General features: G+C 31.4%; 29 protein-coding genes. 7 read left to right on the top strand and 22 right to left on the bottom strand.

The window, feature by feature from the left end; translation table 11 throughout:
- Nucleotides 1-8: 8 nt before the first annotated feature.
- The 14 genes from E4J94_RS14515 to E4J94_RS14580 all read right to left on the bottom strand — a co-directional run bounded on the left by E4J94_RS14515 (nt 9) and on the right by E4J94_RS14580 (nt 14477).
- Nucleotides 9-1166 carry a 3-hydroxyacyl-CoA dehydrogenase NAD-binding domain-containing protein gene (locus E4J94_RS14515; protein WP_135836512.1) on the bottom strand — a complete coding sequence of 386 codons (1158 nt, stop codon included), beginning with the start codon at nt 1164-1166 and terminating at the stop codon, nt 9-11.
- 3 nt (nt 1167-1169) lie between these two features.
- Nucleotides 1170-1955, bottom strand: coding sequence for an enoyl-CoA hydratase-related protein (locus E4J94_RS14520; RefSeq protein WP_135836513.1), 786 nt, complete (start codon nt 1953-1955; stop codon nt 1170-1172).
- A gap of 6 nt (nt 1956-1961) precedes the next feature.
- On the bottom strand, nt 1962-2450 hold the full coding sequence (paaD, locus tag E4J94_RS14525; protein WP_135836514.1) for a 1,2-phenylacetyl-CoA epoxidase subunit PaaD: 489 nt from the start codon (nt 2448-2450) through the stop codon (nt 1962-1964).
- A complete protein-coding gene (paaC, locus tag E4J94_RS14530) occupies nt 2444-3220 on the bottom strand; it encodes a 1,2-phenylacetyl-CoA epoxidase subunit PaaC (RefSeq protein ID WP_135836515.1) in 777 nt (258 codons plus the stop codon). The genes paaD and paaC overlap by 7 nt, the downstream gene beginning before the upstream one ends.
- Nucleotides 3221-3223: 3 nt before the next feature.
- Entirely contained in the window at nt 3224-3511 is a 288-nt protein-coding gene (gene paaB / locus E4J94_RS14535; protein WP_135836516.1) for a 1,2-phenylacetyl-CoA epoxidase subunit PaaB, read from the bottom strand.
- A gap of 4 nt (nt 3512-3515) precedes the next feature.
- Nucleotides 3516-4481 carry a 1,2-phenylacetyl-CoA epoxidase subunit PaaA gene (gene paaA / locus E4J94_RS14540; RefSeq protein WP_135836517.1) on the bottom strand — a complete coding sequence of 322 codons (966 nt, stop codon included), beginning with the start codon at nt 4479-4481 and terminating at the stop codon, nt 3516-3518.
- A 22-nt stretch (nt 4482-4503) separates the two neighbouring features.
- A complete protein-coding gene (paaE, locus tag E4J94_RS14545; RefSeq protein WP_135836518.1) occupies nt 4504-5586 on the bottom strand; it encodes a 1,2-phenylacetyl-CoA epoxidase subunit PaaE in 1083 nt (360 codons plus the stop codon).
- 1 nt (nt 5587) lies between these two features.
- A complete protein-coding gene (locus tag E4J94_RS14550; RefSeq protein WP_135836519.1) occupies nt 5588-6160 on the bottom strand; it encodes a TetR/AcrR family transcriptional regulator in 573 nt (190 codons plus the stop codon).
- A 5-nt stretch (nt 6161-6165) separates the two neighbouring features.
- Nucleotides 6166-7503, bottom strand: a complete 1338-nt coding sequence (locus E4J94_RS14555; RefSeq protein ID WP_135836520.1) for a phenylacetate--CoA ligase family protein — start codon at nt 7501-7503, stop codon at nt 6166-6168.
- A 116-nt stretch (nt 7504-7619) separates the two neighbouring features.
- Nucleotides 7620-9674 carry an alpha-ketoacid dehydrogenase subunit alpha/beta gene (locus E4J94_RS14560; protein ID WP_135836521.1) on the bottom strand — a complete coding sequence of 685 codons (2055 nt, stop codon included), beginning with the start codon at nt 9672-9674 and terminating at the stop codon, nt 7620-7622.
- A 5-nt stretch (nt 9675-9679) separates the two neighbouring features.
- Nucleotides 9680-10939, bottom strand: a complete 1260-nt coding sequence (locus tag E4J94_RS14565; RefSeq protein WP_135836522.1) for a dihydrolipoamide acetyltransferase family protein — start codon at nt 10937-10939, stop codon at nt 9680-9682.
- A 137-nt stretch (nt 10940-11076) separates the two neighbouring features.
- Nucleotides 11077-11865, bottom strand: coding sequence for a phosphatase PAP2 family protein (locus tag E4J94_RS14570; RefSeq protein WP_246034348.1), 789 nt, complete (start codon nt 11863-11865; stop codon nt 11077-11079).
- A gap of 144 nt (nt 11866-12009) precedes the next feature.
- Complete coding sequence (hppD, locus tag E4J94_RS14575; protein ID WP_135836524.1) at nt 12010-13140, bottom strand: 4-hydroxyphenylpyruvate dioxygenase; 1131 nt, start codon at nt 13138-13140, stop codon at nt 12010-12012.
- A gap of 179 nt (nt 13141-13319) precedes the next feature.
- The gene (locus tag E4J94_RS14580; protein WP_135836525.1) at nt 13320-14477 is read right to left on the bottom strand and encodes a homogentisate 1,2-dioxygenase; all 1158 of its coding nucleotides are present in this window, start codon (nt 14475-14477) and stop codon (nt 13320-13322) included.
- Between the two features lie 367 nt (nt 14478-14844).
- Between E4J94_RS14580 and E4J94_RS14585 the strand changes: the two genes are divergently transcribed.
- On the top strand, nt 14845-15294 hold the full coding sequence (locus E4J94_RS14585; protein WP_135836526.1) for a hypothetical protein: 450 nt from the start codon (nt 14845-14847) through the stop codon (nt 15292-15294).
- Here the strand turns inward: E4J94_RS14585 and E4J94_RS14590 are convergent.
- Together E4J94_RS14590 and E4J94_RS14595 are read right to left on the bottom strand one after the other, a co-directional pair.
- Nucleotides 15291-15737 carry a hypothetical protein gene (locus E4J94_RS14590; RefSeq protein WP_135836527.1) on the bottom strand — a complete coding sequence of 149 codons (447 nt, stop codon included), beginning with the start codon at nt 15735-15737 and terminating at the stop codon, nt 15291-15293. The two genes, E4J94_RS14585 and E4J94_RS14590, sit on opposite strands and share 4 nt — an antisense overlap.
- Before the next feature lie 23 nt (nt 15738-15760).
- Entirely contained in the window at nt 15761-16243 is a 483-nt protein-coding gene (locus tag E4J94_RS14595; protein WP_135836528.1) for a hypothetical protein, read from the bottom strand.
- A 221-nt stretch (nt 16244-16464) separates the two neighbouring features.
- On the opposite strand from E4J94_RS14595, the gene E4J94_RS14600 reads away from it, so the two are divergent.
- Nucleotides 16465-16809 (top strand): hypothetical protein, encoded by a 345-nt coding sequence (locus E4J94_RS14600; protein WP_135836529.1) that lies wholly within the window; start codon nt 16465-16467, stop codon nt 16807-16809.
- Nucleotides 16810-16867: 58 nt separating this feature from the next.
- Here the strand turns inward: E4J94_RS14600 and E4J94_RS14605 are convergent, their stop codons facing one another.
- Nucleotides 16868-17089: a heavy-metal-associated domain-containing protein gene (locus E4J94_RS14605; RefSeq protein ID WP_135836530.1), complete on the bottom strand. Its 222-nt coding sequence runs from the start codon at nt 17087-17089 to the stop codon at nt 16868-16870.
- A 181-nt stretch (nt 17090-17270) separates the two neighbouring features.
- On the opposite strand from E4J94_RS14605, the gene E4J94_RS14610 reads away from it, so the two are divergent.
- The 3 genes from E4J94_RS14610 (at nt 17271) to E4J94_RS14620 (ending at nt 19723) form a co-directional block, all read left to right on the top strand.
- Nucleotides 17271-17861: a porin family protein gene (locus tag E4J94_RS14610; protein ID WP_135836531.1), complete on the top strand. Its 591-nt coding sequence runs from the start codon at nt 17271-17273 to the stop codon at nt 17859-17861.
- Between the two features lie 78 nt (nt 17862-17939).
- Entirely contained in the window at nt 17940-18983 is a 1044-nt protein-coding gene (locus tag E4J94_RS14615) for a sensor histidine kinase (RefSeq protein ID WP_135836532.1), read from the top strand.
- Between the two features lie 26 nt (nt 18984-19009).
- The gene (locus tag E4J94_RS14620; protein ID WP_135836533.1) at nt 19010-19723 is read left to right on the top strand and encodes a LytR/AlgR family response regulator transcription factor; all 714 of its coding nucleotides are present in this window, start codon (nt 19010-19012) and stop codon (nt 19721-19723) included.
- A 37-nt stretch (nt 19724-19760) separates the two neighbouring features.
- On the opposite strand, the gene E4J94_RS14625 is transcribed toward E4J94_RS14620, so the two are convergent.
- Nucleotides 19761-20666, bottom strand: a complete 906-nt coding sequence (locus tag E4J94_RS14625) for a DUF6268 family outer membrane beta-barrel protein (protein ID WP_135836534.1) — start codon at nt 20664-20666, stop codon at nt 19761-19763.
- A 183-nt stretch (nt 20667-20849) separates the two neighbouring features.
- Between E4J94_RS14625 and E4J94_RS14630 the strand changes: the two genes are divergently transcribed.
- A complete protein-coding gene (locus E4J94_RS14630; RefSeq protein ID WP_135836535.1) occupies nt 20850-22172 on the top strand; it encodes a solute carrier family 23 protein in 1323 nt (440 codons plus the stop codon).
- A 42-nt stretch (nt 22173-22214) separates the two neighbouring features.
- Here E4J94_RS14630 and pepE read toward each other — a convergent pair whose 3' ends face one another.
- The 4 genes from pepE to E4J94_RS14650 all read right to left on the bottom strand — a co-directional run bounded on the left by pepE (nt 22215) and on the right by E4J94_RS14650 (nt 25990).
- The gene (gene pepE, locus E4J94_RS14635) at nt 22215-22937 is read right to left on the bottom strand and encodes a dipeptidase PepE (RefSeq protein ID WP_135836536.1); all 723 of its coding nucleotides are present in this window, start codon (nt 22935-22937) and stop codon (nt 22215-22217) included.
- A 399-nt stretch (nt 22938-23336) separates the two neighbouring features.
- Complete coding sequence (locus E4J94_RS14640) at nt 23337-24656, bottom strand: ABC transporter permease (protein WP_135836537.1); 1320 nt, start codon at nt 24654-24656, stop codon at nt 23337-23339.
- A gap of 10 nt (nt 24657-24666) precedes the next feature.
- Nucleotides 24667-25599, bottom strand: coding sequence for an ABC transporter ATP-binding protein (locus tag E4J94_RS14645; protein WP_135836538.1), 933 nt, complete (start codon nt 25597-25599; stop codon nt 24667-24669).
- Between the two features lie 58 nt (nt 25600-25657).
- The gene (locus E4J94_RS14650) at nt 25658-25990 is read right to left on the bottom strand and encodes an MGMT family protein (protein ID WP_135836539.1); all 333 of its coding nucleotides are present in this window, start codon (nt 25988-25990) and stop codon (nt 25658-25660) included.
- Nucleotides 25991-26032: 42 nt separating this feature from the next.
- Here E4J94_RS14650 and E4J94_RS14655 point away from each other — a divergent pair, with 42 nt between their 5' ends.
- Nucleotides 26033-26575, top strand: coding sequence for a hypothetical protein (locus tag E4J94_RS14655; protein ID WP_135836540.1), 543 nt, complete (start codon nt 26033-26035; stop codon nt 26573-26575).
- Nucleotides 26576-26622 lie beyond the last annotated feature (47 nt).

Here is a 26622-nt window from a genome sequence, read left to right on the forward strand (position 1 = left end):
ATATTTTTTTAGTAGAATGTTTTGTTCTCTTTGACGAAATTTCTGATAATTGGACTTAAACGGTAACGATCTTCGTGATAATAATTGTACAATTCATCTAAATCGTTTTGTACATTTTCTAATCCATATTCATCTGCCCATTTCAATAATCCTTTAGGATAATTTACCCCTTTTGTCATCGCTGTATCTAAATCCTCACGATTCGCAATGTTTAAAAATAAAGCATCAGCTGCTTCGTTGATTAACATCACTAAAACACGTTTGTAGATTTTTTCTAATAAAGCTTGATCTTGAGATGGTGCTTTTTTCTCCACTCCTTCTGCATAATTGTAAAATCCGCGACCAGATTTACGACCGTAATATCCAGCTTCGAATAAACGTTTTTGAGAAAAAGATGGTTTGAAACGAGGATCATAAAAGAATGATTCGAAAACAGATTCAGTTACACGATAATTCACATCATGTCCAATAAAATCCATTAATTCGAAAGGTCCCATACGGAAACCTCCAACAGAAGTCATCGCAAAATCGATAGTTTCTGCATCGGCTTCGCCTTCTTCTAGTAAACGAATTGATTCACTGTAGAATGGACGAGCCACACGATTTACAATAAATCCTGGTGTATCTTTCGTAATGACAGGTAATTTACCAACTGATTGAATCAATGCTTTTACTTCATCTGCTAATCCTTCGCGTGTTTGTACGGCTGGAATAATTTCTACCAAAGCCATTAATGGAGCTGGATTGAAAAAATGAATTCCAATTACACGCTCCGGTTTTGAACACGCAGATGCTATTGATGCAATAGATAATGAAGAAGTGTTTGACGCTAAAATACATTCGTCAGAAACGATTTCTTCCACTTGTTTGAAAACTGATTTTTTTATATCTAAGTTTTCAATAATTGCTTCAATCATCAAATCGATAGATGCAAAAGCTGATAAGCTATCTGCATATTCGATATTATTTTGAATTTCTTGTGATTTTTCAGCAGTATATTTTTCTTTCGCTACTAACTTCTCGAAAGTCCTTGCTAGGTTTTGTTTAGAACGATCTAAAGCTTCTTTATTTGTGTCATATAAAACAACAGGATGACCAGATTGAGCAAAAACTTGCGCAATTCCAGAGCCCATTGCTCCTCCACCAATAATTCCTATTTTTTTCATTTCTTACTCGCCTTTAAAAACAGGATTTCTTTTCTCGATAAATGCATCTACACCTTCTTGATAATCTGATGTATTCCCTGATTTAGCTTGAAATAATCCTTCTTGAATTAATTGTTCTTCGATTGAATTATTAAATGTTTGATTCAATAATTTCTTTGTATAAGCCAAACCTTTTGTTGGAAGATTTGCTAATTTATCAGCAATTTTTGCAACTTCAGTATCGAAAATATCATCAGCAAAAAACTCATAAATCATTCCGATTTCTTTTGCTTGATGCGCCGAAACTTTATCCGCCAGCATCATTAAAGCAGTTGCTTTTTGAAGTCCAATTAAACGAGGTAAGAAATAAGTTCCTCCACAATCTGGGATTAAACCAATTTTAGAAAAAGCTTGAATAAAATTTGTCGATTCTTTCGCGACAACAATGTCACAAGCCAAAGCTAAATTTGCTCCCGCTCCGGCAGCAACACCGTTTACAGCAGCAACAACTGGTTTGTCCATGTTTCTAATTTTAAGAACCAATGGATTGTAATTTTCTTGAACGATTTTATTAAAGTCGATTTCTTTTTCTTCTAAAACTTCGCCTAAATCTTGACCAGCGCAGAATGCTTTCCCCGTTCCAGTTAAAACCACTGCACGAACAGAAACATCTTGAGCTGCAACATCCAAGTGATGTTGAAGAGCTTTAATCATTTGCTGATTAAAACTATTAAAAACAGAAGGACGATTCAACGTAATCGTAGCAATTCCTCCCTCTTGTGTGTATAGGATTGATGTTGAATTTTCCATAATTTTTTAGTGATGACATTTGAAATAATCAAATGGTTCGTGGCAACTATTACATTGATACATAGCTTTGCAGGCCGTAGAACCAAATTGACTGATAAGACGAGTATTATGTGAGCCACATTGCGGACACTCAATATTTTGCTCATCTGAAAAGAGCTCATCGCTCGAAGGGTTTTTAGTTGGAGGCGCAATTCCATACGCTTTCATTTTTTGTTTCCCTTCTTCAGTCATCCAATCAGTAGTCCAAGAAGGACTTAACTGATTGATGACATTAATATTTTTTAATCCTTTTTCGATTAATTTTAATCGAATAGAAATTGAAATAGCATTCATTGCAGGACAGCCTGAATAAGTTGGTGTAATCGTTACATTAATTTTTTCATTATCTGTAATTTCAACGTTACGAACTACTCCTAAATCCAAAACACTAATTACTGGTATTTCAGGATCTGGAACTTCCTCCAAATATTGCCATATTTCTTTTTCTGTTACCATTGTAAATTAGGGTAAGTTCTTTGCATATATTGCAACTCTGATAAAATGAATCCCATATGTTCTGTATGCACTCCTTGTTTTCCTCCTTTTTGAACAAATGTATTTTCTATATCAGCCTTCAAAGTTGCTTCTTCTAATATTTCATTTACTTTCGCCATCCATTCAGATTTAAAATCATTAGGGTTATCAATTAAACCTTCTTCAATTAAAACATTTTGGTAATCTGCTGTAGCAAACATTTCTCCTACATAAGGTAAAATTTCATTGACAGCTTCCTGAATTTTATCATGAGATTCTTGTGTTCCATCTCCTAAACGAATCATCCATTCTGATGACCATTTTAAATGATATTTCACTTCTTTCAAAGATTTTTCAGCAATAGATTGTAGTTTTAAATCTTTCACTTTTAAAAATTGTTCTAATAATAAAACATGGTAAGAATCGTAAAAGAATTGACGCACAACTGTATTTCCAAAATGACCATTTGGCAATTCACTTAATAATAAATTTTTATAATCACGTTCTTCACGAGTCATAGCCAAAGTATCTTCAGTTGCCCCATTTCCAATCATTTCGGCCGCATAGTTGTAATAGTTTGAAGTCTGTCCTAACAAATCTAATGCAATATTTGATAATGCAATATCTTGTTCTAGTATAGGACCATGACCACACCATTCACAAAGACGTTGTGCCAAGATCAAATTAGTATCCCCCATATGAAGAATAAAATCAATGTAATTCTGATTATTTTGATAAGCTGTAGCTGTCATAAATTACATATTTTTGATTTCTTCTGGTACTGTATAAAAAGTTGGATGACGATATACTTTATCTTCAGCCGGATCAAAGAATTCTCCTTGTTCTTCTGGATTAGTTGCATGAATATTTTTTGATTCTACAACCCAGATACTCACTCCTTCCAAACGACGTGTATAAACATCACGTGCATTTTGTAAAGCCATTTCTGAATCAGATGCATGAAGACTTCCCACATGTTTGTGGTCTAATCCTTGTCTACTTCTGATAAATACTTCCCATAAAGGCCAATCTTTATTTTCCATCTTTTTATGCGTTTTTTAGTTGTACTTGTTCTTGTTGTCTTTGTTTTCTTTTCTCATGATAAGCTGTCGCAGCTTCTCTTACCCAAGCTCCTTCGTTATGAGCATCGCGTCGTGCATCTAAACGTTGTTTATTACATTTACCGTTTCCTTTCACTACATTCCAGAATTCTTCCCAATCAATTTCTCCAAATTCATAATGTCCAGTTTCTTCATTCCATTTTAAATCTGGATCAGGAATTGTTAATCCTAAATATTCAGCTTGAGGTATAGATATATCAACAAAACGTTGACGTAATTCGTCATTCGAGAAACGTTTGATTCTCCATTTCATTGATAATTCAGAGTTAGATGAATCTTCGTCTTTTGGTCCAAACATCATTAATGTTGGCCACCACCAACGATTCATTGCGTCTTGTAACATTGCTTTTTGCTCTGGAGATCCTTTAGAAAGAACAACTAAAGCTTCGTATCCTTGTCTTTGGTGGAATGATTCTTCTTTACATACTCTTACCATTGCACGCGCATAAGGTCCATATGAAGTACGACACAATGGAACTTGATTTAGAATAGCAGCACCATCCACTAACCAACCAACTATTCCAATATCAGCCCAAGTTAAGGTTGGATAATTAAAAATACTTGAATATTTTGCTTTTCCTGAATGTAAATCATTTAACATCTCAATACGCGAAACTCCTAAAGTTTCAGCTGCACAATAAAGATACAATCCATGTCCTCCTTCATCTTGAACTTTAGCTAACAAAATTTTCTTTCTATTTAAAGAAGGAGCTCTCGTTAACCAATTTGCTTCTGGTAACATTCCTACTATTTCAGAGTGGGCATGTTGAGAAATTTGTCTAATTAATGTTTTTCGGTATGCATCAGGCATCCAATCTTTTGGTTCGATACGAACCTCATTTTCAATCTTATCATCAAAGACTTCTTGAAAATTAATTTCTTTTGCACTCATTTAACTTGTTTTTTTACAGTTTTTACTTGGCATCAAAATCTACTACAACTTCTTCAGATCTAGGATGTGATTGGCAAGCCAATACAAAACCTCTTTCTATTTCATCTGGTTCTAGTGAATAATTGATATCCATTTCTACTTCACCTTTTAACACCTTACATTTGCATGTGGCACAAACACCACCTTTACAAGCATAAGGCAAATCGGCACCGTTTTGCAAAGCCGCATCCAAGATTGTATCTCCATTATAGCCTAAATCGATTTGAAGAGAAGTTGCATCCAATTGGATTGTCACCTTACTAATAGTATCATCAGATTTAATAGCTGCATTTTGACGTTCAACCTTTTTAGCTTCTGCTGTTTCACTAAAGAATAATTCGAAGTGTAATTTTTTCGAATCTACTCCAGCTTCAATAAAAGCTTCACGACTACTTAAAATCATTTCTTCCGGTCCGCATAGAAAAACTTCTCCAACTTGTTTTGGATCGATAATATTCTCCAAGAAATATTGGATTTTTTCTTTATCAATACGTCCACTTAAAATTTCAGCATCTGCCGTTTCACGACTCAAAATATTGTACACACTCAAACGTTCCATGTATGTATTTTTCATTGCTTCAATTTCTTCTTTGAAGATAATAGATCCTTTATTACGGTTTCCGTATAACAGTACAAATTGACTGTTAGGCTCTGCTTTAAGTACTGTTTTTACAATCGAAAGTACAGGTGTAATTCCAGATCCGGCTACAATACCTACATATATTTTTTTATTGTTTTCATCTAATTCTGTAAAGAAATTTCCTTGAGGAGTCATTACTTCTAAGATATCTCCAGCTTTCACTAGATCATTCATATAAGTAGAAAAAATCCCATCCTCTATCTTCTTTACAGCAACTCTTAACTCATTATCCAATGGACTTGAGCATATTGAATATGAACGTCTAATCTCTTCATTGTTATGAAAATTTTTAAACGTTAAATATTGCCCATGTTTGAATTTAAATTCATTATTTAATTCTTCCGGCACATCAAATGTAACTGAAACACAATCTGCTGTTTCTCTTTTTACATTTTTAACTCGTAAAGGGTGAAAATTTATTGCCATATTATTTTTGAAATCCGTTAATTAATAGTGTCATCAAATCATCTTCTAGTTGTTCTGGAGAAATCTCTCTCCCTGGTTTATACCACAATTCTATCCAACGTAATGATGATAATAAAGTAAATAGAGCAACTGATACATTTAAATCTTTGAATTCTCCAGCTACAATTCCTGCTTTTATTAGATTTGCGATTCTTTTTTCATAACCTTTACGGATTGTTTTATACAATTCCTTCTTAGTTTCTGATAGATTCTTCCAATCATTATTTGCTACAGAGACTTCATTTGGCTCATTAATAATCATTCGAACGTGCAGCTGAATAAGTTCTCTTAATTTTTGTATATTAGATTCTTTCGTATCCTCTATTGTACTTATATGAGAAACATATTGGTTTGCAACTTTAAAACATATCTCTTCTAAAATTTCGTCTTTAGATCGAATATGATTATATAAACTTGCAGCTTCCATTCCAACTTTTTCTGCTAATTCTCGCATCGATGTTGCTGAATAACCTTTTTGCTTAAAAATTATAGCAGCTTCTTTAATAATCAGTTCTTTTTTACTTTGTTTAGGCATCTTTTTTAGTCATGTCTATGATCAACAATACGGTTTAATTTTCCTCCTTCACTTTTTGGAAGACCGTCTGCTTGATATAATTTGACATTCATACCTAATCCAATATTATCTCTAATTTTCTTTTGAATATTTGAAATTAAATGATCTATATCAGCATTTGCCTCTGCACACAAATTATCACAAGCTATTCCTTTTTCAAGGAAATAAGTTGGATTAATCTCAAATCCGACTTCCACGGCATCCATATTTTTCGGTTTTGTCAAAACTACTTGATAATTTGGAGATAATTGTGGAAATTCTGGAATAAAATCAGCAATTTGTGTATGAAAGAAGTTTACACCACGTATAATCATCATATCATCAGCTCGTCCAATGATTGGTCCCATTTTAATATGAGTTCTCTTTCCAGAGTGTTCATAAGTTAAAGTAGTGATATCACCAGTCCAATAACGAACCAATGGTAACGCTTCTTTTGTTAAAGTTGTTATTACTAACACACCGGGTTGTCCGTATGGTACAGGCTCACCTGTTTTTTCATCTACTATTTCTGGAAAGAAATGATCTTCCCAAATATATGACCCTGTTCCTTGTTCTTCAAAATCTTCATTTGAAACTCCAGGACCAATAATTTCACTTAATCCATAAATATTTGATGCTTTAATATTTAAATTACTTTCCACTTCTTGACGCAATGCTTCCGACCAAGGCTCAGATCCTAAAATGGCAAATTTTAAATTAAAATCATCTAAAGACTCACCTCTTTTTCTTATCTCTTCTGCTACAGTTAGAGCGTACGAAGGTGTTGCACAAATTGCATCAGCTTGAAAGTCTTTTAAAAGCATAATCTGCTTTTCAGTATTACCTCCTGAAATAGGAACTACTGTCATTCCTAATTTTTCCGCTCCATAGTGTAATCCTAACCCTCCTGTAAATAAACCATAACCATATGCATTCTGCAATGTCATTCCTGGTTCACATCCTGAAGCAGCTAAAGATCTTGCTACAACTTCTGAAAATAAATTAATATCATTTCTTGTGTAACCTACAACAGTTGGTTTTCCTGTTGTACCACTTGAACAATGTAATCTTATTACATCACTTTTTGACTCTGCAAATAATCCAAATGGATAATTTTCTCTTAAATGCGTTTTTTTAGTAAAAGGTAATTTGTTTAGATCTTCTACGCTTTTAATATCCTCTGGTTTTACGCCTGCCTTATCAAAAGCATCTTTATAAAACGGTACTTTCGCATACACTTTTTGCAGCATTTTTTGTAGTCTCTCACTTTGAAGCACGCGCAATTTGTCAATTGGCATTTGCTCAATATCAGGATTAAATATCATAACTTTTGCAGATTTTGATTTTTGATTATAACAAATATAATTAAAAAAAATAAAAAAACTAACGTTTGTTAGTTTTTTTGGTGTAAAATGTACAATTATTATTAATCACCATCTCTTTAATAGGTTAAAACACTATTAATCAATGCTTTTAATTTTTCTGAATTAGGTAACATTTCTGCTTCTAAAGTGGAATTTAATGGAATTGCTGGCATATCCTGTGCTCCTAACACACGAATTGGCGCATCTAAGTACTCAAAACACTCTTCATTAATTAAGCCTGCAACACTCTGTGCAAAAGAGTTCTGCTTCGCTTCTTCTGTCAAAACAATACAACGATTGTGTTTTTTTACACTATTAAAGATTGTTTCTTTATCTAACGGAACTAATGTTCTTAAATCGATAATTTCGACTTGATTAGGAAAATCCTTAGCCGCTTGCTTCGCCCAATACACACCCATTCCATAAGTAATAATCGTTACAGAATTATGATTTTGAGAAGATTCAACCATTAAAACTTCACGTGCTTTACCAAAAGGCAATACATAATCTTCATCTGGCTCAACTGTCGCCGCATCTTCTGTTCCTTTTATTTTACTCCAGTACAAACCTTTGTGTTCTAACATCACCACAGGATTTGGATCATAATAAGCTGCTTTCATCAAACCTTTTAAATCTGCTCCAGTAGATGGATAAGCAATTTTGATTCCTTTAATATTCGTCAAAACACTCTCAACCGAACTAGAATGATAAGGACCTCCGCTTCCGTACGCACCAATTGGCACACGTAAAATCATCGAAACTGGCCATTTACCATTTGATAAATAATTAGAACGTGCCACTTCTGTAAATAATTGATTAAGACCTGGCCAAATATAATCGGCAAATTGCACCTCAACTATTGGTTTTAAACCTACTGCAGACATTCCAACTGTAGATCCGATTATAAATGCTTCTTGAATTGGTGTATTAAATACACGATTTTTGCCATATTGTTTTGCTAAAGTTGCTGCTTCACGAAAAACTCCTCCTAAACGCAACCCAACATCTTGTCCATATAATAAAGCTTCTGGATGTTCAGCCATCAATTCACGAATCGCAAACAATGCAGAATCTACCATCACTGTTTTTTCTTTTCCTTTTGGAGAACGATTTCCTTTTTCTTCAGTAATCGGTGTTGGCGCAAAAACATGCGTATATAAATCTTCAGAACGAGGATCTTCTGCTTTTAACGCTTCTTGATATTCAGCCTGAACTTGTTCTTTTATCTTATTCTCAATTTCGATTAAATCATTTTCTTCGAAACCTTCATTTAATAATGTATTCTTTAATTTATCGTAAGGATCACGAGATTGCGCTTCTTCCAAATCATCTCTGTACCATTCTTTGCGAACACCAGATGTATGATGATTCAATAAAGGAACTTTTGCATGAACCAAAATCGGACGACGTTCTGTGCGAATAATTTCAATTGCACGTTGAATAGTTTCATAAGAAGCTAAAAAATCCGTTCCATCAACCACAAAAACTTCCAAACCATTGAAACCTTTTGCATAATGAGCGATATCTTGTGCACGAATTTCATCCGCCGAAGCAGAAATATCCCATTCATTATCTTGAACCAAATATAAAATCGGTAATTGTTTCAAAGCTGCCATTTGGAAAGCTTCCGCCACTTCGCCTTCTGTACAAGACGCATCTCCTAACGAGCAAACTGCGATTGGCTTCACTTCTTCGTCACAAAGACCTTCTAACTCTTTGTATTGCATTCCCATCGCAATTCCTGTTGTTGGAATTGCTTGCATTCCTGTCGCACTACTCTGATGTGGAATTTTCGGCATATTATCACGGCGCAAACTTGGATGAGAATAATAAGTTCTTCCTCCTGAAAAAATATCGTCGCGTTTTGCTAACAATTGCAACATCAATTCATAAGGTGTAATTCCTATCGATAGTAACATTGCATCGTCTCGGTAATATGCGCTTAAATAATCTTGTGGTAATAATTGTAATCCTGTTGCAATTTGAATTGCTTCGTGTCCACGCGCTGTTGCATGCACGTATTTACTTGTTACAGATTTATTTTCTTCGTATAATTCGGTTAAAGATTTTGCTGTAACCAATAATTTATATGCTTGTTTAAGTAATGTTGTTGTTGATAATGTGGTTTCCATTTTAATTAAATTTGTGTATTAACATCCCAATTCTCCATATAATCTGAAATTCGTTTCAAGAAAACTCCTCCCAAAGACCCGTCTATCACACGATGATCAAACGAAAGTGACAAATACATAAATTGTCTTGCTACGATAATATCTCCAAATTCAGTTTCCAAAACTGCTGGTTTTTTCTTGATTACACCAGTCGCTAAAATTGCCACTTCGGGTTGATTAATAATTGGCGTTCCCATCAAATTACCGAAAGTTCCCACATTACTTATTGTGAACGTTCCACCACGAACATCATCTGGAGAAAGTTTATTATTTCTTGCTTTATCTACAATTGAATTTACACCTTTTGCTAAACCTTCTAAATTCAATTCATTGGCTTGACGAATTACAGGCACAATCAAATTATTATTTGGTAAAGCAGTTGCTATCCCAATATTTATCTCATTGTGTTTGATAATTTTAGTCTCAGTATCATCAACTGATACATTAATCATTGGGAAATCTTTAATTGCACGAACAACACAATCTACAATTAACGGCGTAAAAGTTAATTTTTGTTTGTATTTTCCTTCAAAAGCAGCTTTATTTTGTTCGCGCCATTTCACAAAATTCGTAACATCAGGTTCTACATAAGCAGTCACATGAGGCGAGGTTTGTTTACTTTTCTTCATGTGTTTCGAAATCAATTGACGCATTTTATCCATCTCAATGATTTCATCTTTAGCTCCAAAAGAAGAACTTGAAACTATATTATTTTCAGTTAAAGTATCACTTAAGTTATCATTCGTAAATGATTTATTTTGAATATAATTCAACACATCATTCTTAGAAATTCGACCATCACGACCAGAACCTTTTATTTGTGAAATATCAGTTGATTGAAGGTTTTCTTTTTGTATGATACTTTTTACTAAAGGTGATAAAAATTGATTTGTATCGATTGAATTTACAGTTTGCGAAGTAGTGACATTTTCAATCTTTTTTTCTTCAATATTTTCAGTTTTTTGAGCTGAATGTTGTTGATTTTCTGAAGGCTCAATTAAAGCGAAAACTTCTCCTATTTTTATTTCATCTCCTTCATTAAATCTAAACTCAATAATCTTTCCAGCAATTGTAGAAGGCACATCAGAATCTACTTTATCCGTCGAAACTTCGGCAATTACCTCATCCTCTTGAATGAAATCACCAACGTTTTTTGTAAAACGAACCAATTGTACAGACTCAACACTTTCTCCCAATTTTGGAATTGTTACTTCTATATTCTTCATTTTATTTTTTTGCAGTTTTTTGAGCGTTGAAGATAATGAATTTTTATAAAAACTAATGAATGTTAGTTAAAATATTCATTAGTTTTTAACTTTTTAATGTAGCTATTACATTATCAACGATAAAAAACTCAATTATATTAAAACCTCATCACCAAACCAACTCCCGCTTGATTATTTTGATAAACAGGGAAAACCATTGTCGCTATTTTTGATTCTTTATTCTTTGGGGAAAACCAATTGTTAATCGTAGGAAATAGCCAATATGCCAATTCCGTCGATAAAATTCCTATTCCCGCTCCTGCAACAACATCTCCAACCCAATGACGATTATTGATAACACGATAAACACCTGTAAAAGCAGCCAAAGGACACCCAGCCAAACTCAACCAAAAATTAGAATCTTGGTATTCTCGAAACATAAATTGAGCCGTAGAAAACGCGTTCGCAGTATGTCCAGAAGGAAAAGAAAGATTATTTGTACCATCGGGTCTTTCCTCTTGTACAGTGTGTTTTAATCCCATCACCAAACCTGTATTGATTATTTGAGATGTTGCAAAAATTATTGTACGATCTCGTAAATCATGTTTCCCTTGAACGCCAGCTAAATTCAATCCATAGACCGCTGCTGCAGGTAAATATTGTGTATAATTATCAAATTTATTTCCTTTTGTTTTATCTTCTAAAATTTCGTTTTGAGTAGATTTATTCAAATTATCCAACGCTGGAATTGCTAAACTCAAACTTCCATACGTAATTAAAGTCGCAGGAATAATTAACTTTTTAGCATTAAAATGATAAACTTTATCTTCGGGATTAAATGTTTGCTTTGGAATAGAATCAAGTTGAATTGAATCCGTTTTAGTTTGCTGAATCGTATCTTGTGCATTTCCTTTTATCGAAAACATTGAAAGTAATACATAATTCATTAGTATCGTTTTTGTTTTAATTTGGTTCATTTTCACATTCATTTTATTGAACAAATGTATTTGAAACCTCCTTACACAAAACTTAAGATTTGATTAAGAAAAAAGCCATTAGAAATAATCCAATGGCTTTTAAAAAATATTTATTTATAAATTTCCTCGACGTTCTTGCTCTCTTTCTAATGCTTCGAACAATGCTTTGAAATTCCCTGCCCCAAACGATTGTGCTCCATGACGCTCGATAATTTCATAGAATAATGTTGGACGGTCTTCAACTGGTTTTGTAAAAATTTGTAACAAATAACCTTCTTCATCACAATCAACCAAAATTCCTAAATCTTGTAACTTCTTGATATCCTCATCAATTTCACCCACACGTTCTGGAATCATATCGTAATAAGCCTCTGGTGGCGCAGATAAAAACTCAACTCCGCGAGATTTAAGTTCTGTCACAGTTTTTACAATATCCTTAGTTGCAACTGCAATATGTTGCACACCTTCTCCTTCGTAAAAATCTAAATATTCCTCAACTTGAGATTTCTTTTGACCTTCTGCAGGCTCATTAATTGGAAATTTTGAATAACCATTCCCGTTACTCATCACTTTCGACATTAATGCCGAATATTCTGTATTAATTTGTTTATCATCAAACGATAAAATATTTACAAATCCCATTACATCCTGATACCAAGCTACACACTCATTCATACGATTCCAACCTACATTACCAACGCAATGATCCACATACAATAAACCACAATCTGTTGGTTGATATGTTGATTCAGATTTCACATAACCGGGCATAAAAGGACCTTCATAATTTTTACGCTCAATAAACATATGAATCGTTTCACCATATGTATAAATTCCAGACATTTTTACTTCACCAAACTCATCTGTAATCGTAGTTGGCTCCATATATGGTTTCCCTCCACGTTTCGTTGTTTGTTCAAAAGCATCGTACGCATCGTCCACCCAAAGTGCCAAAATTTTAACTCCATCACCATGTTTCATTGCATGTTGACAAATTGGAGAATCTGATTTTAAACCAGAAGTTAAAACTAAACGAATCTTTCCTTGTTGTAAAACATAAGAAGCTCTATCTCTCACTCCTGTTTCTGGGCCAGCATATGCAACTTCCTGAAACCCAAAAGCTGTTTTGTAATAATGTGCAGATTGTTTTGCATTACCAACATAAAACTCGATATAATCTGTTCCATTTATTGGAAGAAAATCTTGTGCTAATGCTATTTTTTCTGCAAATGTTTGTGTACTCATTTTTATTGTGTTTTTATTTTTATGTATTATGTAAAAAGTAAAATGTATTAAGTTTTACTATAATTATTTAGATTCTTCGACAAGCTCAGAATGACAACGAACTTAGAACTTAGAACTTAGAACTTAGAACTTAGAACTTAGAACTTAGAACTTAGAACTTAGAACAAAATTAAAATCTCTTAATAAAGCCAAGATTTATAATAATCTGGATCTTCAATTTCTAACGCTTGCTCTGTTAACATCAAAGGTCTGAAAGGATCAATCATCACAGCTAATTCATGTGTTTCTTTTGCTCCAATCGATTTTTCAACTGTACCAGGATGTGGACCATGAGGAATTCCTGCTGGATGCAACGTAATTTGTCCTTTCTCAACCGATTTTCTTGACATAAAATCTCCATCAACATAATATAAAATCTCATCAGAATCTACATTACTATGATTATAAGGTGCGGGAATCGCATTTGGATGATAATCGAATAAGCGAGGAACGAAACTACAAATCACAAAACCTGCACCTTCGAAAGTCTGATGAACAGGTGGCGGCTGATGAATACGTCCTGTAATTGGTTCGAAATTATGAATAGAAAAAGCCCATGGATAATGATAACCATCCCAACCTACAAAATCGAAAGGATGAGTTCCATAGACGTAAGGATAAATTAATCCTTCTTTTTTAATCATAATCTTGAAATCTCCGTGTTCATCATTGGTTTCAAGATTTTGAGGACGTTTAATATCGCGCTCACAAAAAGGTGAATGTTCCATTAACTGTCCAAAATGATTTCGATAACGACGAGGCGTTTCAACTGGACTAAAAGATTCTGTAATAAACAATCGGTTATTAGAATCATTAAAATGAAGTTGATAAATAATTCCGCGTGGAATCACTAAATAATCTCCATATCCAAATTCAATTTGTCCATAACCTGTTTTTAAAACTCCTGAACCTTCATGAATAAAAATTACTTCATCTGCCATAGAGTTTTTGTAGAAATAATCAGTCATCGACTCTTGCGGTGCAGCTAACGAAATATGTAAATCATTGTTTACCAAAACTGGTACACGCGATTCTAAATAATCTTTTGTTGGTTTTACTTTAAATCCTTTTAAAGATGTATGTTTTAAATGTTTTGCGCGAGCAATTTTTGGTTCCACCGAATAAGGGTCGTTAATTGCTTTTACCAATGTTGGTGGATAACAATGATAAACATTAGAATACGTACTCGAAAATCCATGTGTAGAAACTAATTCTTCTGCATATAATTCTCCATTTGGTTTTCGAAATACCGTATGTCGCTTTTGTGGGAATTCTCCCAAATGATGATAAAGTGGCATATCGTACTTTGTTTGTTGTTTTAATGAAAAAGGTAGAATAGATGACAAAATCTGTCAACAAATAATCTGCAATATTCTAATGTGAATATTGTGCAAATACAATTTTGGAAAGTAAAGCAGAAGTTTGCTTCAACATTCCAACAAATAAAGGTTTTATATTTTCTTTAATTGTTTGCATTTTTTTCTGTGGTTATTCCAAATGTATGAAGTTTTTTTTATTGTAACAAATACACTATTCATTTTTGTTTAAGATTTTGATTTGTATAATTATTAATTAAATAATACTTAACCATTTCCTAAAACAAAAATCATTTATTAGTTTAAAAACAATTAGTAATTTACAGAATATTTAACACAAACCTTAAACATGAAATTACAAAAAGGAATTACAGGCTTTGAAGCTAAACCAGTTTATACAACAGATGATCTATCAGAAATTCTAAAAAGAATAAGATTTCCTTATACAAAAACAGAAGTTATTCTAAAGCCTATTGATTCTTCAAATTTTTATCAAGTAAAAATAAAAAATGAGAAGACAAAACAAGAATTTTATTTAATTATAAATTCTACATACTTAATCTTCTCTTGTATTGAAAAAAATAGATGTTTTGATCTTAAATTTATTGAGTTTCCTATTGATTTAATTACACAATTAAAAAACCACGTAAATTCTAGTTTAATTCTTCTAAATCCTAAAGAATTAAATAAAAAGGTAGACGCTAATGATCTAGAATTATTAGGAGAGATCGAATTAAAACAAATTAATTATTGGAAAACTAAAACATTAGGAGAAATTGTATTCAATTGTTTTGATTAAATTTTTCTTTTAATAATTTTATTACGTTTTCTTTTTTTAAAAATAATTCGAATTAAACGATATCCATAAGTTATTTTTTTGTTCTTCGTAATTATAGGAAAAGCCATTGTACACATTAAAGCGATACATGCTGTCGTTCCTAAAGCTCCTCCATAACCATTAAATATTTTACTTGTATAATGTAATAAGACAGCAAATAATATAGGAGAAAAAATCAACGAAAAGTAACTAATATTTATTGTTGAAGAAACCATCCCAATGAATGTTCCTCCGATTACATAAAGAGGAATATTTTTTGAATAGAATTCAGATAAAATTGTAGGAAAAAAATAAAAAAAACCTCCAACAATCATTGCGATCATTGCAGAAGCTCGAACTGGCCCTTGCTTGAAACGAATGTTTAGTTCATAAGTTGTAAGAGAAGATACTATTGAACATATCATTAAAATTAAAAACTCAATAATCATTAGCTGATAATTAATTTAAACAATAACATGCTTAACAAAACGCCAATAAATGCTAAGGTTCCAAGTTTTCCTCCAACTCCTACAAATAATGTCTTAGTAGCAAAAAATAACAAAGCTGTAAAAACTCCAGCTGTAATTATCATCCAATAGACATATTGAAAGTCAAGTGAAGTCATACCAATGAAAGCACCACAATAAATAGGTCCAGCAATTTGTTTTAGATATTCTGATCTAGAATTAAATTTAGTTAAAAATGAACCTAAAGTTCCAATTATTCCGGCTGAAAAAACACCTCCCAAACCAAGTTGATTATTAATTAAATAAGTAATTATTGCCGCAATAGGAATCCATAAAACCAATGTTTTTCGATCAAAAGAATATTCATGATGATGCAAAGGAAACTTTCGGTAAACGACTAATAATAAAGCACAAATCATAATAATAATGTATGGCACAAGATAATGTTCTATTCGCTCGTTCATTATTGCAAATAGAAACAAAAACTGAATAACAAAAATAATCAGTATTGTAACAAATTTTATGATGCGTTTGCTTTGCACAGTTAATTTTTGATGTTGCAAAGTTAATGACTCATTCTAACAAAATAGAATAATTTTTATCATTAAAGTTGTAGAATTTATTCATAAAAACATTTTCATCGAACATCAAAAGTAATCTATCTTTGTCAAACATTTTCTAACACATGAAATACATCAATTATTTTCTATTATTTACATCTAGTATTATCAGTATTTTTCTATTTTTTATAAGCGCCAATCAAATTGAACTTGTTCCGAATAAAAATGAAGGATATAAAAGAGAACAAATTATGCTGATTGAGAAATCGAACGATATACTATTTGTAAAAAATATGGCTGAAATTTCAATTGAAAAGTACGATTTGTTATACAATCAATTATCAGATTTTGCTGCTAAAATAAATACATGGATTATTTTATTGTTTATCATACAATTAATAATGGGATTACTTTTCTTTCTTCAATTTCGAAAAAGTAAAATGAAAAATCCCAATTCAATACAAGATTGAATCGGGATTATATTGACTTAAATTATCACAAAAAATAAGTCATTCTACCTAAAAAACTTTATTCCTTAATTAATTCAGCTTCAAAACCTACTTCTTCAATTGTATCAATAATTTCTTCATCTGTTGCTTGAGAAATCTTTACTGATAAAACTTTATCAGGATTTTCAGTATCTACTTCCCATGCTTCCAAACCTTCTAATTTATCTAAAAAAGGTTTTACTTTACTCACGCAACCACTACAATTTATATTTGTTTTGAATTTCAATTCTTTTGTTTCCATGATTCATTGATTTTGTATTACAAATTTCGTTATAAAAACTTCTCTTATTTTATATAATTAGCATTTACTTTTATAAGATTATATCATCCGTATATCTATGGTAATCTACCATTCATCAAATTGAATTTTTACATCAAAAACTTCCTCGTTGTTTTGTCTCTGAAATTTAAAAATTCGTATAATGAAAAAACAAATTGTTCTATTCAGTTTACTATTGTCTTGTATCTCTTGCTCAATAAATGTGAAGGCTCAGACATCATTACCAATCCATTTGGGTATAAAGGCTGGTGGAAATTTAACCAACATTTCTTCTACACAAAGTTTTGAAGGAAAATACAGTTTTGGTTATCAAGCTGGTGCAATAGCTAGATTAGATTTAGGAAGTGCTTATCTACAAGGAGAAACGTTGTTTAATAAAAGAAAAACTAGTTTTGAAGGAGAGTCTGAAAGCTCGAAATTAAGTTGGAATTCTATTGATATTCCTGTCACAATAGGGTATAAAATTGTAAATACAAACGAATTTAATTTACGTGCTTTTACAGGTGGACTTTATAGTTATTCTTTCGGAAAAGAAATTACTGGTGCAGATGACATCAAACAAGCTTTTTCAAAATTTGATAAATCGTCTATTAGTTTAATCGCAGGATTAGGATTCGATATTCAGCGATTATCAATTGATTTTAGCTATGAAAATAGCTTATCCAATGTGAGTAAGAACTTCAAATCAAAACCTAAAAGTTTTTCTATTGGAATTGGCTACTTTTTGTTTTAATTCGGATAACAATACTTAATTTTAGAAACTACAATAGATATTGTGGTTTCTTTTATTTTTTTAATTTACTTTAATACAATGAATTTTAAATTCTTTAAAAAACATCTTTTCATTACCATTTTTTGGATTGTTTTAGGCATTACACTTTGGCTTAACTTCCAAGCAAATGATTCAAAATATGATGCTTTACTACAAACTATTGCAATATTATTTTATTCAATTATATTAACCTATTATCTTACAGAAAAATTACTTCCAAAAGCATTGCAAAAGAAGAAAATGAAACAGTTTTTAATTCTCTCAATTTTCTTTATTTTGACATTGTCTATTTTTAACTCTTTTGTTTTTACCTATATCAGTGTTAGCTCAAAAAAGCCTTTACCAGTTCATTTTTCTGATCAAATTCCTATATTGTGGAAAGGATTTTATCTTTCTATACCTGCATCTTTATTAATAATTGGTACAGCTTGTGGAATTCGTTTTTATCAAGAACATGGAAAAATTGAGCGTGATCATATATTACTTCAACAAGATCATTTAGAAAATCAACTCAAATTATTACAAGATCAGGTTAATCCTCATGTGATGTTTAACATATTGAATCATATTCATATTTTATTGAAAAAGGATACCGAACTAGCTTCATTCTTACTACTCAAATTCTCGGATATTTTACGTTATCAACTTTATGAATGCAACAAAAACGAAGTCATATTAGAAAATGAAATTCAGTATTTAAAAGATTTGATTGATGTAGAAAAATTACGATGGGGAAATGAAATTGATGTTTCCACTTCATTCGCTATAATGAATAAAAAAGCGATGATTGCTCCTTTGTTATTGGTTCCTTTTATAGAAAATGCTTTTAAATATGTAAGTAGAGTTCCCGATTATAAAGGATTTATCAAAATAAATTGCAGCGAAAATAACAATCAAATTCATTTGAGTATCGAAAATACATATGCTAAAATTCCTATTCAATCTAAACATGTAGGTGGAATTGGATTACAAAATGTAAAAAAGCGACTAAATTTAATTTATCCTGCTGCTCATCAATTAAATATTACAGAAAATGGACAATTATATAAAGTCGATTTAACTATTAATTTATCTTCAACATGATTACAACACCTCTAATTTCAAGAAAAATGAAATGTTTGATTATTGATGATGAACCTTTGGCTCGTCAGCATATCAAAGATATGGCAGAACAAATTGATTTTCTAGAAATTATACAAACATGTTCAACAGCTCTAGAAGCAAATAAATATGTTACAGAAAGCACAATTGATCTAATTTTTTTAGATATTAATATGCCCTATCTTTCTGGTCTCGAATTTTTGGAACAAATCGAAAATCCACCACTTTGTATTTTCACTACCGCTTATTCCGAATATGCTCTTGAAGGATTTCGATTACAAGCTGTTGATTATTTACTAAAACCAATTGCATTCAACCGATTCTATCAAGCTGTTAATAAAGCTTATCAAACATTTTTACTTAACGAAAAAATAAAACATGGGACTATTGTCAATGATCCCTTTCTATATGTACGACAAGGAGATGCTTTTACCAAAATTTCTTGGGTAGATATTTTATATATTGAAAGTATGCAAAATTACGTAAAACTACATTTCAAAGATAAATCGATTCTAATTCACCAAACCATGAAAGTATTAGAAGAATCTTTACCAATGAATCATTTTTTTCGAATACACAAATCTTTCTTAGTGAATGTAACACATATAGAAATAATTTCTGGAGGTCGAATTTATATTGGCAAACATGAACTCCCTATTTCTAGAAATAAAAAGGATGAGTTACTTAATCAAGTAGTCTATAAAAAATTAATTAGTAAATAAAAATAGCCTCAATATTTATTGAGGCTATTTCATGTGATTAAGGTAAGTTCCAACGTAAACTCAGAGCTGAATAAAAGGTTGTTGAAAAACGAGGATCTGCAATTTCCTTTTTTCTAAAAAGACTCTTTAAACTTCTTTCATTTTCGGAAAAAGATCGTACCAAAGTCGTTCCTCCTGTTAATTGGATTTTCATCGAATTACTCAATTTTATTTCTGGACGTAAACCAGCTACAACTTGCTGATAACCTACTAATAATGATTTACCTTCTTTAGATCTTTCAGCAACCATCCCACTAAGATTTACAACACCTTTCAAAGCAAAGTTTGTTGTCATTTGGTAACCTGCTTCTACTCCTTCTGGAAAATTAATTTTCACATTGAATTTGTCACCTCCAGTTTTCCAATCAAAATAAATTCCTGGCATTACCATAGGAACTCCAAAGTTATTCGATAATACAGGTCCTATTCCTAAAGCTAATTTTGGATTAAAATGTTTAATAAATAAAACACCTCCTTGCCCCAAAATATCATCGGCAGATATATTTTCCATATCAGTGTAAATACCTACTGAAGCCATTGTCAAAATAGACCATGAAGAGCTAATAGGTGAAAAATATTGAAACCCAATTTGAGTATTCAACATTTCTGATGGAAATAATTGTTCTTCATAATTTTTATTGTTCATTCTTGCATACACAGTACTAAATAGCAAAGACCAGTTACTGTATTTTCCATTTTTCAATTCTTTTGTATATAAAGGAATTTTCAAACTTACTTCTGCTTTTTTGAAATCGCTTTTCGAATCCGTTTTTAAACTATCTATCGGGCGTATATAATTGGAAAATGGAATATATTCCATTTTTAATTGACCTCCAATTTTATTTTGTGCATTCAAGAAAGTCGTTAATAAACTAAGTACAGAAATTAAAATGTTTTTATTCATCTTTTTTTATCAAAGGGAAGAGTTTTAATAGTAAAAAAATAAATTAATTGATGAATTGCTATTCTTGGTTGATATATGGTGATAGAAGAACGATATCTTAATTTATATCTAAAACTAATTGATATATATTTAGATTCAATTACTTTTGTATTCAAACAAAACAATTTTCAATTTCTTTTTAAAATGAGTCAACAAAATGACCAAAATATTGTACTAGCTATCGATGAAAAACCGAAGTTAGGACAAGGTATACTATTAAGTATACAACATCTTTTTGCTATGTTTGGAGCAACAGTTTTAGTTCCTGCTTTAACAGGAATGTCACCAGCAATTGCATTAATTTCTAGTGGAATCGGAACCTTAGTTTTCATCTTAATTACCCGAGGAAAAGTCCCTTCTTACCTTGGTTCTTCATTTGCTTTTATCAATCCAATCATCGCAATGAAAGCTTTAGAAGCAAACCCAGAAAGTGGAATTGCTACAGGAAGCTTTTTAGTTGGAAGTTTTTTAGTTGGAGTTACCTATTCATTGGTTGCACTACTTATCGCAACAGCTGGAACAAAATGGTTAATGAAGCTTCTTCCTCCTATCGTTGTTGGACCAGTAATTATGGTAATTGGCTTAGGATTAGCCTCTACAGCAATCAAAATGGTTACAAATAATCCATCTAATGAATATGATTTAACTTATGTCACAATTGGTTTTGTAACGTTAATCATCACAATAATTACAGCGATTTTCAGTAAAGGTTTTTTGAGTGTAATTCCAGTTTTAGTCGGAATTATTGGTGGATATATTTTTGCAATTACAATGGGAGTTGTAGATCTAAATCCTGTCATAGAAGCTAAATGGTTTGTTGTTCCAGATTTTACGGTTCCTTTTGTAGATTACAAACCTACGTTATCTTGGTATGTTATTTTCTTAATGATTCCGGTTGCAATTGTACCAATAGCAGAACACATTGGACATCAATTAGTTTTGAGTAAAGTCGTAAACAAAGATTTGATCGAAGACCCTGGTCTAGATCGATCTATGTTAGGAGATGGAGTTGCAACAATGATTGCGGCTTGCTTAGGTGGACCTCCAAATACAACGTATGGCGAAAATATTGGAGTTTTAGCCATTACAAGAGCTTTTAGTATTTATGTATTTATTGGAGCAGCTTGTTTTGCTATTTTATTTGGGTTTTGTGGTAAAGTTTCAGCATTATTAAGTACAATTCCAACACCAGTTATGGGTGGCGTTTCTATTTTATTATTTGGAATTATTGCTTCGAGCGGATTAAGAATGCTAATCGAAAATAAAGTAGATTTTAAGATTAAGAGAAACTTAATCATTTCATCAGTCATTCTTATCATTGGAATTGGTGGTGCTGCAATCCATATTGGAGATTTATTTTCTTTAGAAGGAATGGCTTTAGCTTCTATAATTGGAGTTGTTTTAAATCTGATACTTCCGGGTAGAGAATTTGTATCGTTCAAGGAAATGTTCGATGAAGAAAATTAAAATAGGTTATCTTAAAAGATAACCTATTTTGTTATGACAATTTTATATACTATAAATTTCTTCTTTCAAAATTCCAGACTCTACTTCAATTGGTTGTTCATTTTGTCTAAATATTCGTGCAGATAATTCGCCTTTCAATTCTACTATTCCTTTTTCCACTCTCAACCAACTACCTTCTCTTAAGCCAATCACAACCTGACGATTAAATTTATGAAACTCATTAATCCTTGTCTCTCTTGTTTCTCCTTTATGTGTAGAGCTTGGATCTGGATCTAAATAATGTGGATTAATATTAAATGGTAGAAATTGTAATGCATTAAAACTTGGAGGATAAACGATAGGCATATCATTCGTTGTACCAATCGTTAAACCTGTTAAATTACTTCCTGCACTTGTACCAATATATGGAGTTCCGTTATGTACAGCACTTCTTAATTCTTCTACTAAGCCTTGTTCATATAAAGTTTTAAGTAATAAAAACGTATTCCCTCCTCCAATAAAAATTGCTTTTGCATGTAAAATTGCTTCTTTTTTATTTTCAAAGGTATGTAACCCTTTAACCGAAATTCCTACAGTTTGTAAAGCATCCTTTACATTCTGCGTATAATCATCATAAGAAATTCCTGATGGACGAGCATAAGGTACAAACACTATCTCATCTGAATTGACAAATTCTTTAATTTCTTCTTTGATATATTCTAAAAAACTATAGCCATGAATTGTACTTGTACTAATTACCAATAGTCTATCATTCGGGTTTATCATATTGCTGTATTTTTATCAAAAGTAAGTCAAAAAACATAAAAAAATCTTCTATTTTATAATCTTTTAATCAGCTTTCATTACAAATAGATTCATTTATAATTTAATTAAAGTAAAATAGAGGTTTTTATAAACCTATGCGACTTTTACCTAAAACCTAGTTAGGTTTCAATCAAAAGCTGCGCGGCTTTCACTTAAAACCTGCGCAGGTTTTGTTTGATTACTGCTTAGGTTTCTAAATACAGCTAATTATCTTTGAGTTAATTCATAACAAAAGCCTCCCAAATGGGAGGCTTATTATTTCTAAATTCTATTCACTAAAGTAGTGTAACTAAATATAAAACCGCGAGATTATTGTTTATACAATACCTCGGGGTTTTATTAATTGAATGATTAATAAAACTAATTCTTATAATTAATCCATTTAATCATTTCTTTTACAGTCGGTTTTTTGCCATAAATCAAAATTCCAATTCTGTATATCTTTCCTGCAATATAAACCATAAATATGGTACTAATTAACAATAAAGATAAGGATAATGCTAATTGCCAAATTGGAACATCAAACGGAATCCTTGTAATCATTGAGATTGGTGATGTTAAAGGAATCATTGATAACCAAAATGCAACTGGTCCATCTGGATTTTCGAATGTTGTCATACTTCCATATAAACCAATCATCATTGGAACCAAAGGGAAATATGTAAATTGCTGTGTATCTGTATCATTATCTACTGCAGAACCTATTGCAGCGAAAACAGAACTATAGAATAAGTATCCTAATATAAAATAAGCAATGAAAGTAAAAATAATTAAAGGATAATTAAATGTCAATAACACTTCGCTAATTTCTGTTACTTTTTGCATCATATCAGGATTAGATTCAACTAATTGAGTTTGATTCATCATTTGTTGAGACATATCCATTCTTGATGCTGCAATTGTGGGAAATAGAATCAAGAGAGCCATTGTCATTCCAATCCAAATTGCGAATTGAGTTACAGCGACCATTGTTGTTCCTAAAATTTTTCCCATCATTAATTCGAAAGGTTTTACAGAAGATATTATAATTTCAACAACCCTATTATTTTTTTCTTCTACAACAGAACGCATTACTTTTACTCCATAAATCATTACAAACATGAAAATTATATAGGTTAAGAACATTGATAAACCAATCTTTAGTTCCATTCCCTTATCCTCTTTTCCATCTGATACATTGAAAACATTCAAGCTTACTTTGGCTTTAGAAGATTCTAAGGCTGCTTCATCAATTCCAGACTTAGCTTGTTTTTCTTTTTCAATTTTATCACTAATCGTTCTCGAGAGTTTTTCACGATCGGTAATTCCAAGATTACCATTTGTGATTAATTCTGTATTTTTTTCAATGTTTTGATACTTTCCATCAGTATTTTTAGGAATATGGAGAATTGCATTCAAGTATTCACTTCCCTTCAACGTATCTTTTATGGATTGCAATTCTTGAGGTGTATAAATACTAAACATCATTTGTTTAGTCGATTTAAACGAGGTTACAAACTCTGAACTTTCATCAACAATAGCAATATTTTTTACTTCAGAATTATTAGCTGAACTTAAGAAAAAAATCACTGCTCCTGCACCAACAATTAATAATGGTGAGAGAAAAGTCATTACAATAAACGCTTTGTTTTTTACTTGAGAAAAGAACTCACGTTGCGCAACTAAAAATATATTTTTCATTTAATTTATCTTAAAGATTAGGATTTGAACTTTGTTTAACGGCTTCTAAAAACACGTCATTCATCGAAGGAATAATTTCTTTGAATTGATGAACTTGTCCAACTTGCATTAATTTTTGTAGAATTTCATTTGTTGGAGTTTCTTTATTATAAAGAAGATTAAATTCAGTTCTTTGATTAAAGTTTCTTATATCAGAAATATCAAATTCATTTGCTAGGTTCTGAAGGTTATCTACAGGAATTTCATCTAATTGAATCGCGAATTTACCTGTTTTAAATTGATTTCTTACTTCTTCTATCGTTCCATCTAAAACTTTATTCGATTGATTAATCAACGCAACATGATCACACATTTCCTCAACGGATTCCATTCTATGCGTAGAAAAAATAATTGTTGTACCCTTCTCTCTTAATTCTAAAATTTCATTTGCGATAATTTGAGCATTAACAGGATCAAAGCCACTAAAAGGTTCATCAAAAATCAACAAAGAAGGGTTATGAATTACGGTAATAACGAATTGAACTTTTTGCCCCATTCCTTTTGATAACTCACTTAATTTCTTGTTCCACCAAGACATCATTCCAAGTTTATCAAACCAATACTCTGTACGTTTTCTTGCTTCAGCAGAAGAAAGTCCTTTCAATTTAGCAAAATACAATGCTTGTTCTCCAACCTTCATATTTTTGTACAAGCCACGTTCTTCTGGCATGTAACCAACTTGACCGATTGATTTTTTTGTTAAAGGTTCTCCATTCAACAAAATAGTTCCACTATCTGGAGCCGTAATTTGATTGACAATACGAATAAAAGTTGTTTTCCCTGCTCCATTAGGCCCTAAAAGTCCATAAATAGATCCTTGTGGTATATTGATACTAAAGTCGTTAAGCGCAACTTTATCTTTATATTTTCTTGTTAAACCTTTGGCTTGCAATAAAAATTCCATTTTCTATATCATTTGATTTGTAAAATTAGTAAGAAGAAAGTAGATTTTGTTACAGTTTTTAATGAGATTCATTTGGATCCCAAACAATTTTTTTGAAATTTATTACTTTATCATCTTTTATTTCCACTCCTTCATTTTCTAATAATTGTTGCATTAGACTTGATGGATTAAAATGATGCTTTCCTGTCAACAAACCATTTCTATTTACAACTCTATGAGCAGGAATATCTTCTTCTAAAAAAGCATTATTTAAAGCATAACCAACAACACGAGCAGAAAACTTTTCTCCTATAGATTTAGCTATTAATCCGTAAGTTGAAACCCTACCTTCAGGAATCATTCGTACGATTTCATATATTCTCTGATAAGTATCAGAAATGATTTTTGTCATAATCTAAACATTTGTTGTAAATTTAAAGAAAAGTAAAATATTATGAATCAAAAAGTTCCTATTAAATCTCTTTTGAGTCGACCTCGTTTTAAAGTTTTTACTCATTTATCAAAACAAGAATTTATTGATTTGATTAAAAAACATTTAGAAAATAATTCTCATGAATATGGTGGATATGCTAATACAGAAGTTGCAATGATTCGTGTACGAAAAGATAAAGACAAATATTGGCATCCGCAATTGCAAATTCGCATTGAAGAAGATGAAGACCATTCTAATTATTTGGTTGTAAGAGGTATTATAGGTCCTAAACCAAGTATTTGGACATTTTTTGCTTTTTTATATGGCTTAAGCGGAGCAATTATTCTAACACTAGGCTTATATGCTATTTCTGAATATATTGTAAAAGGTGAAAGTACTTGGGTTTGGAGTATTCCTGGTGCAATATTATTAGCTCTTGGAACATATTTAGCTAGTTTATATGGACATTATTTAGCTAAATTTCAATTAGGTAGATTATTCCATTTTGTAAATAGTTTGCTAAATGATGCAGAATTTTATGAAAATAATGAGAATATTAAATAAAAAAAAGCGACCTAAATTAGTCGCTTTACAAGAAATATGTTGAGATA

It is taken from the genome of Empedobacter tilapiae, from assembly GCF_004785645.1.
Classification (GTDB): domain Bacteria; phylum Bacteroidota; class Bacteroidia; order Flavobacteriales; family Weeksellaceae; genus Empedobacter; species Empedobacter tilapiae.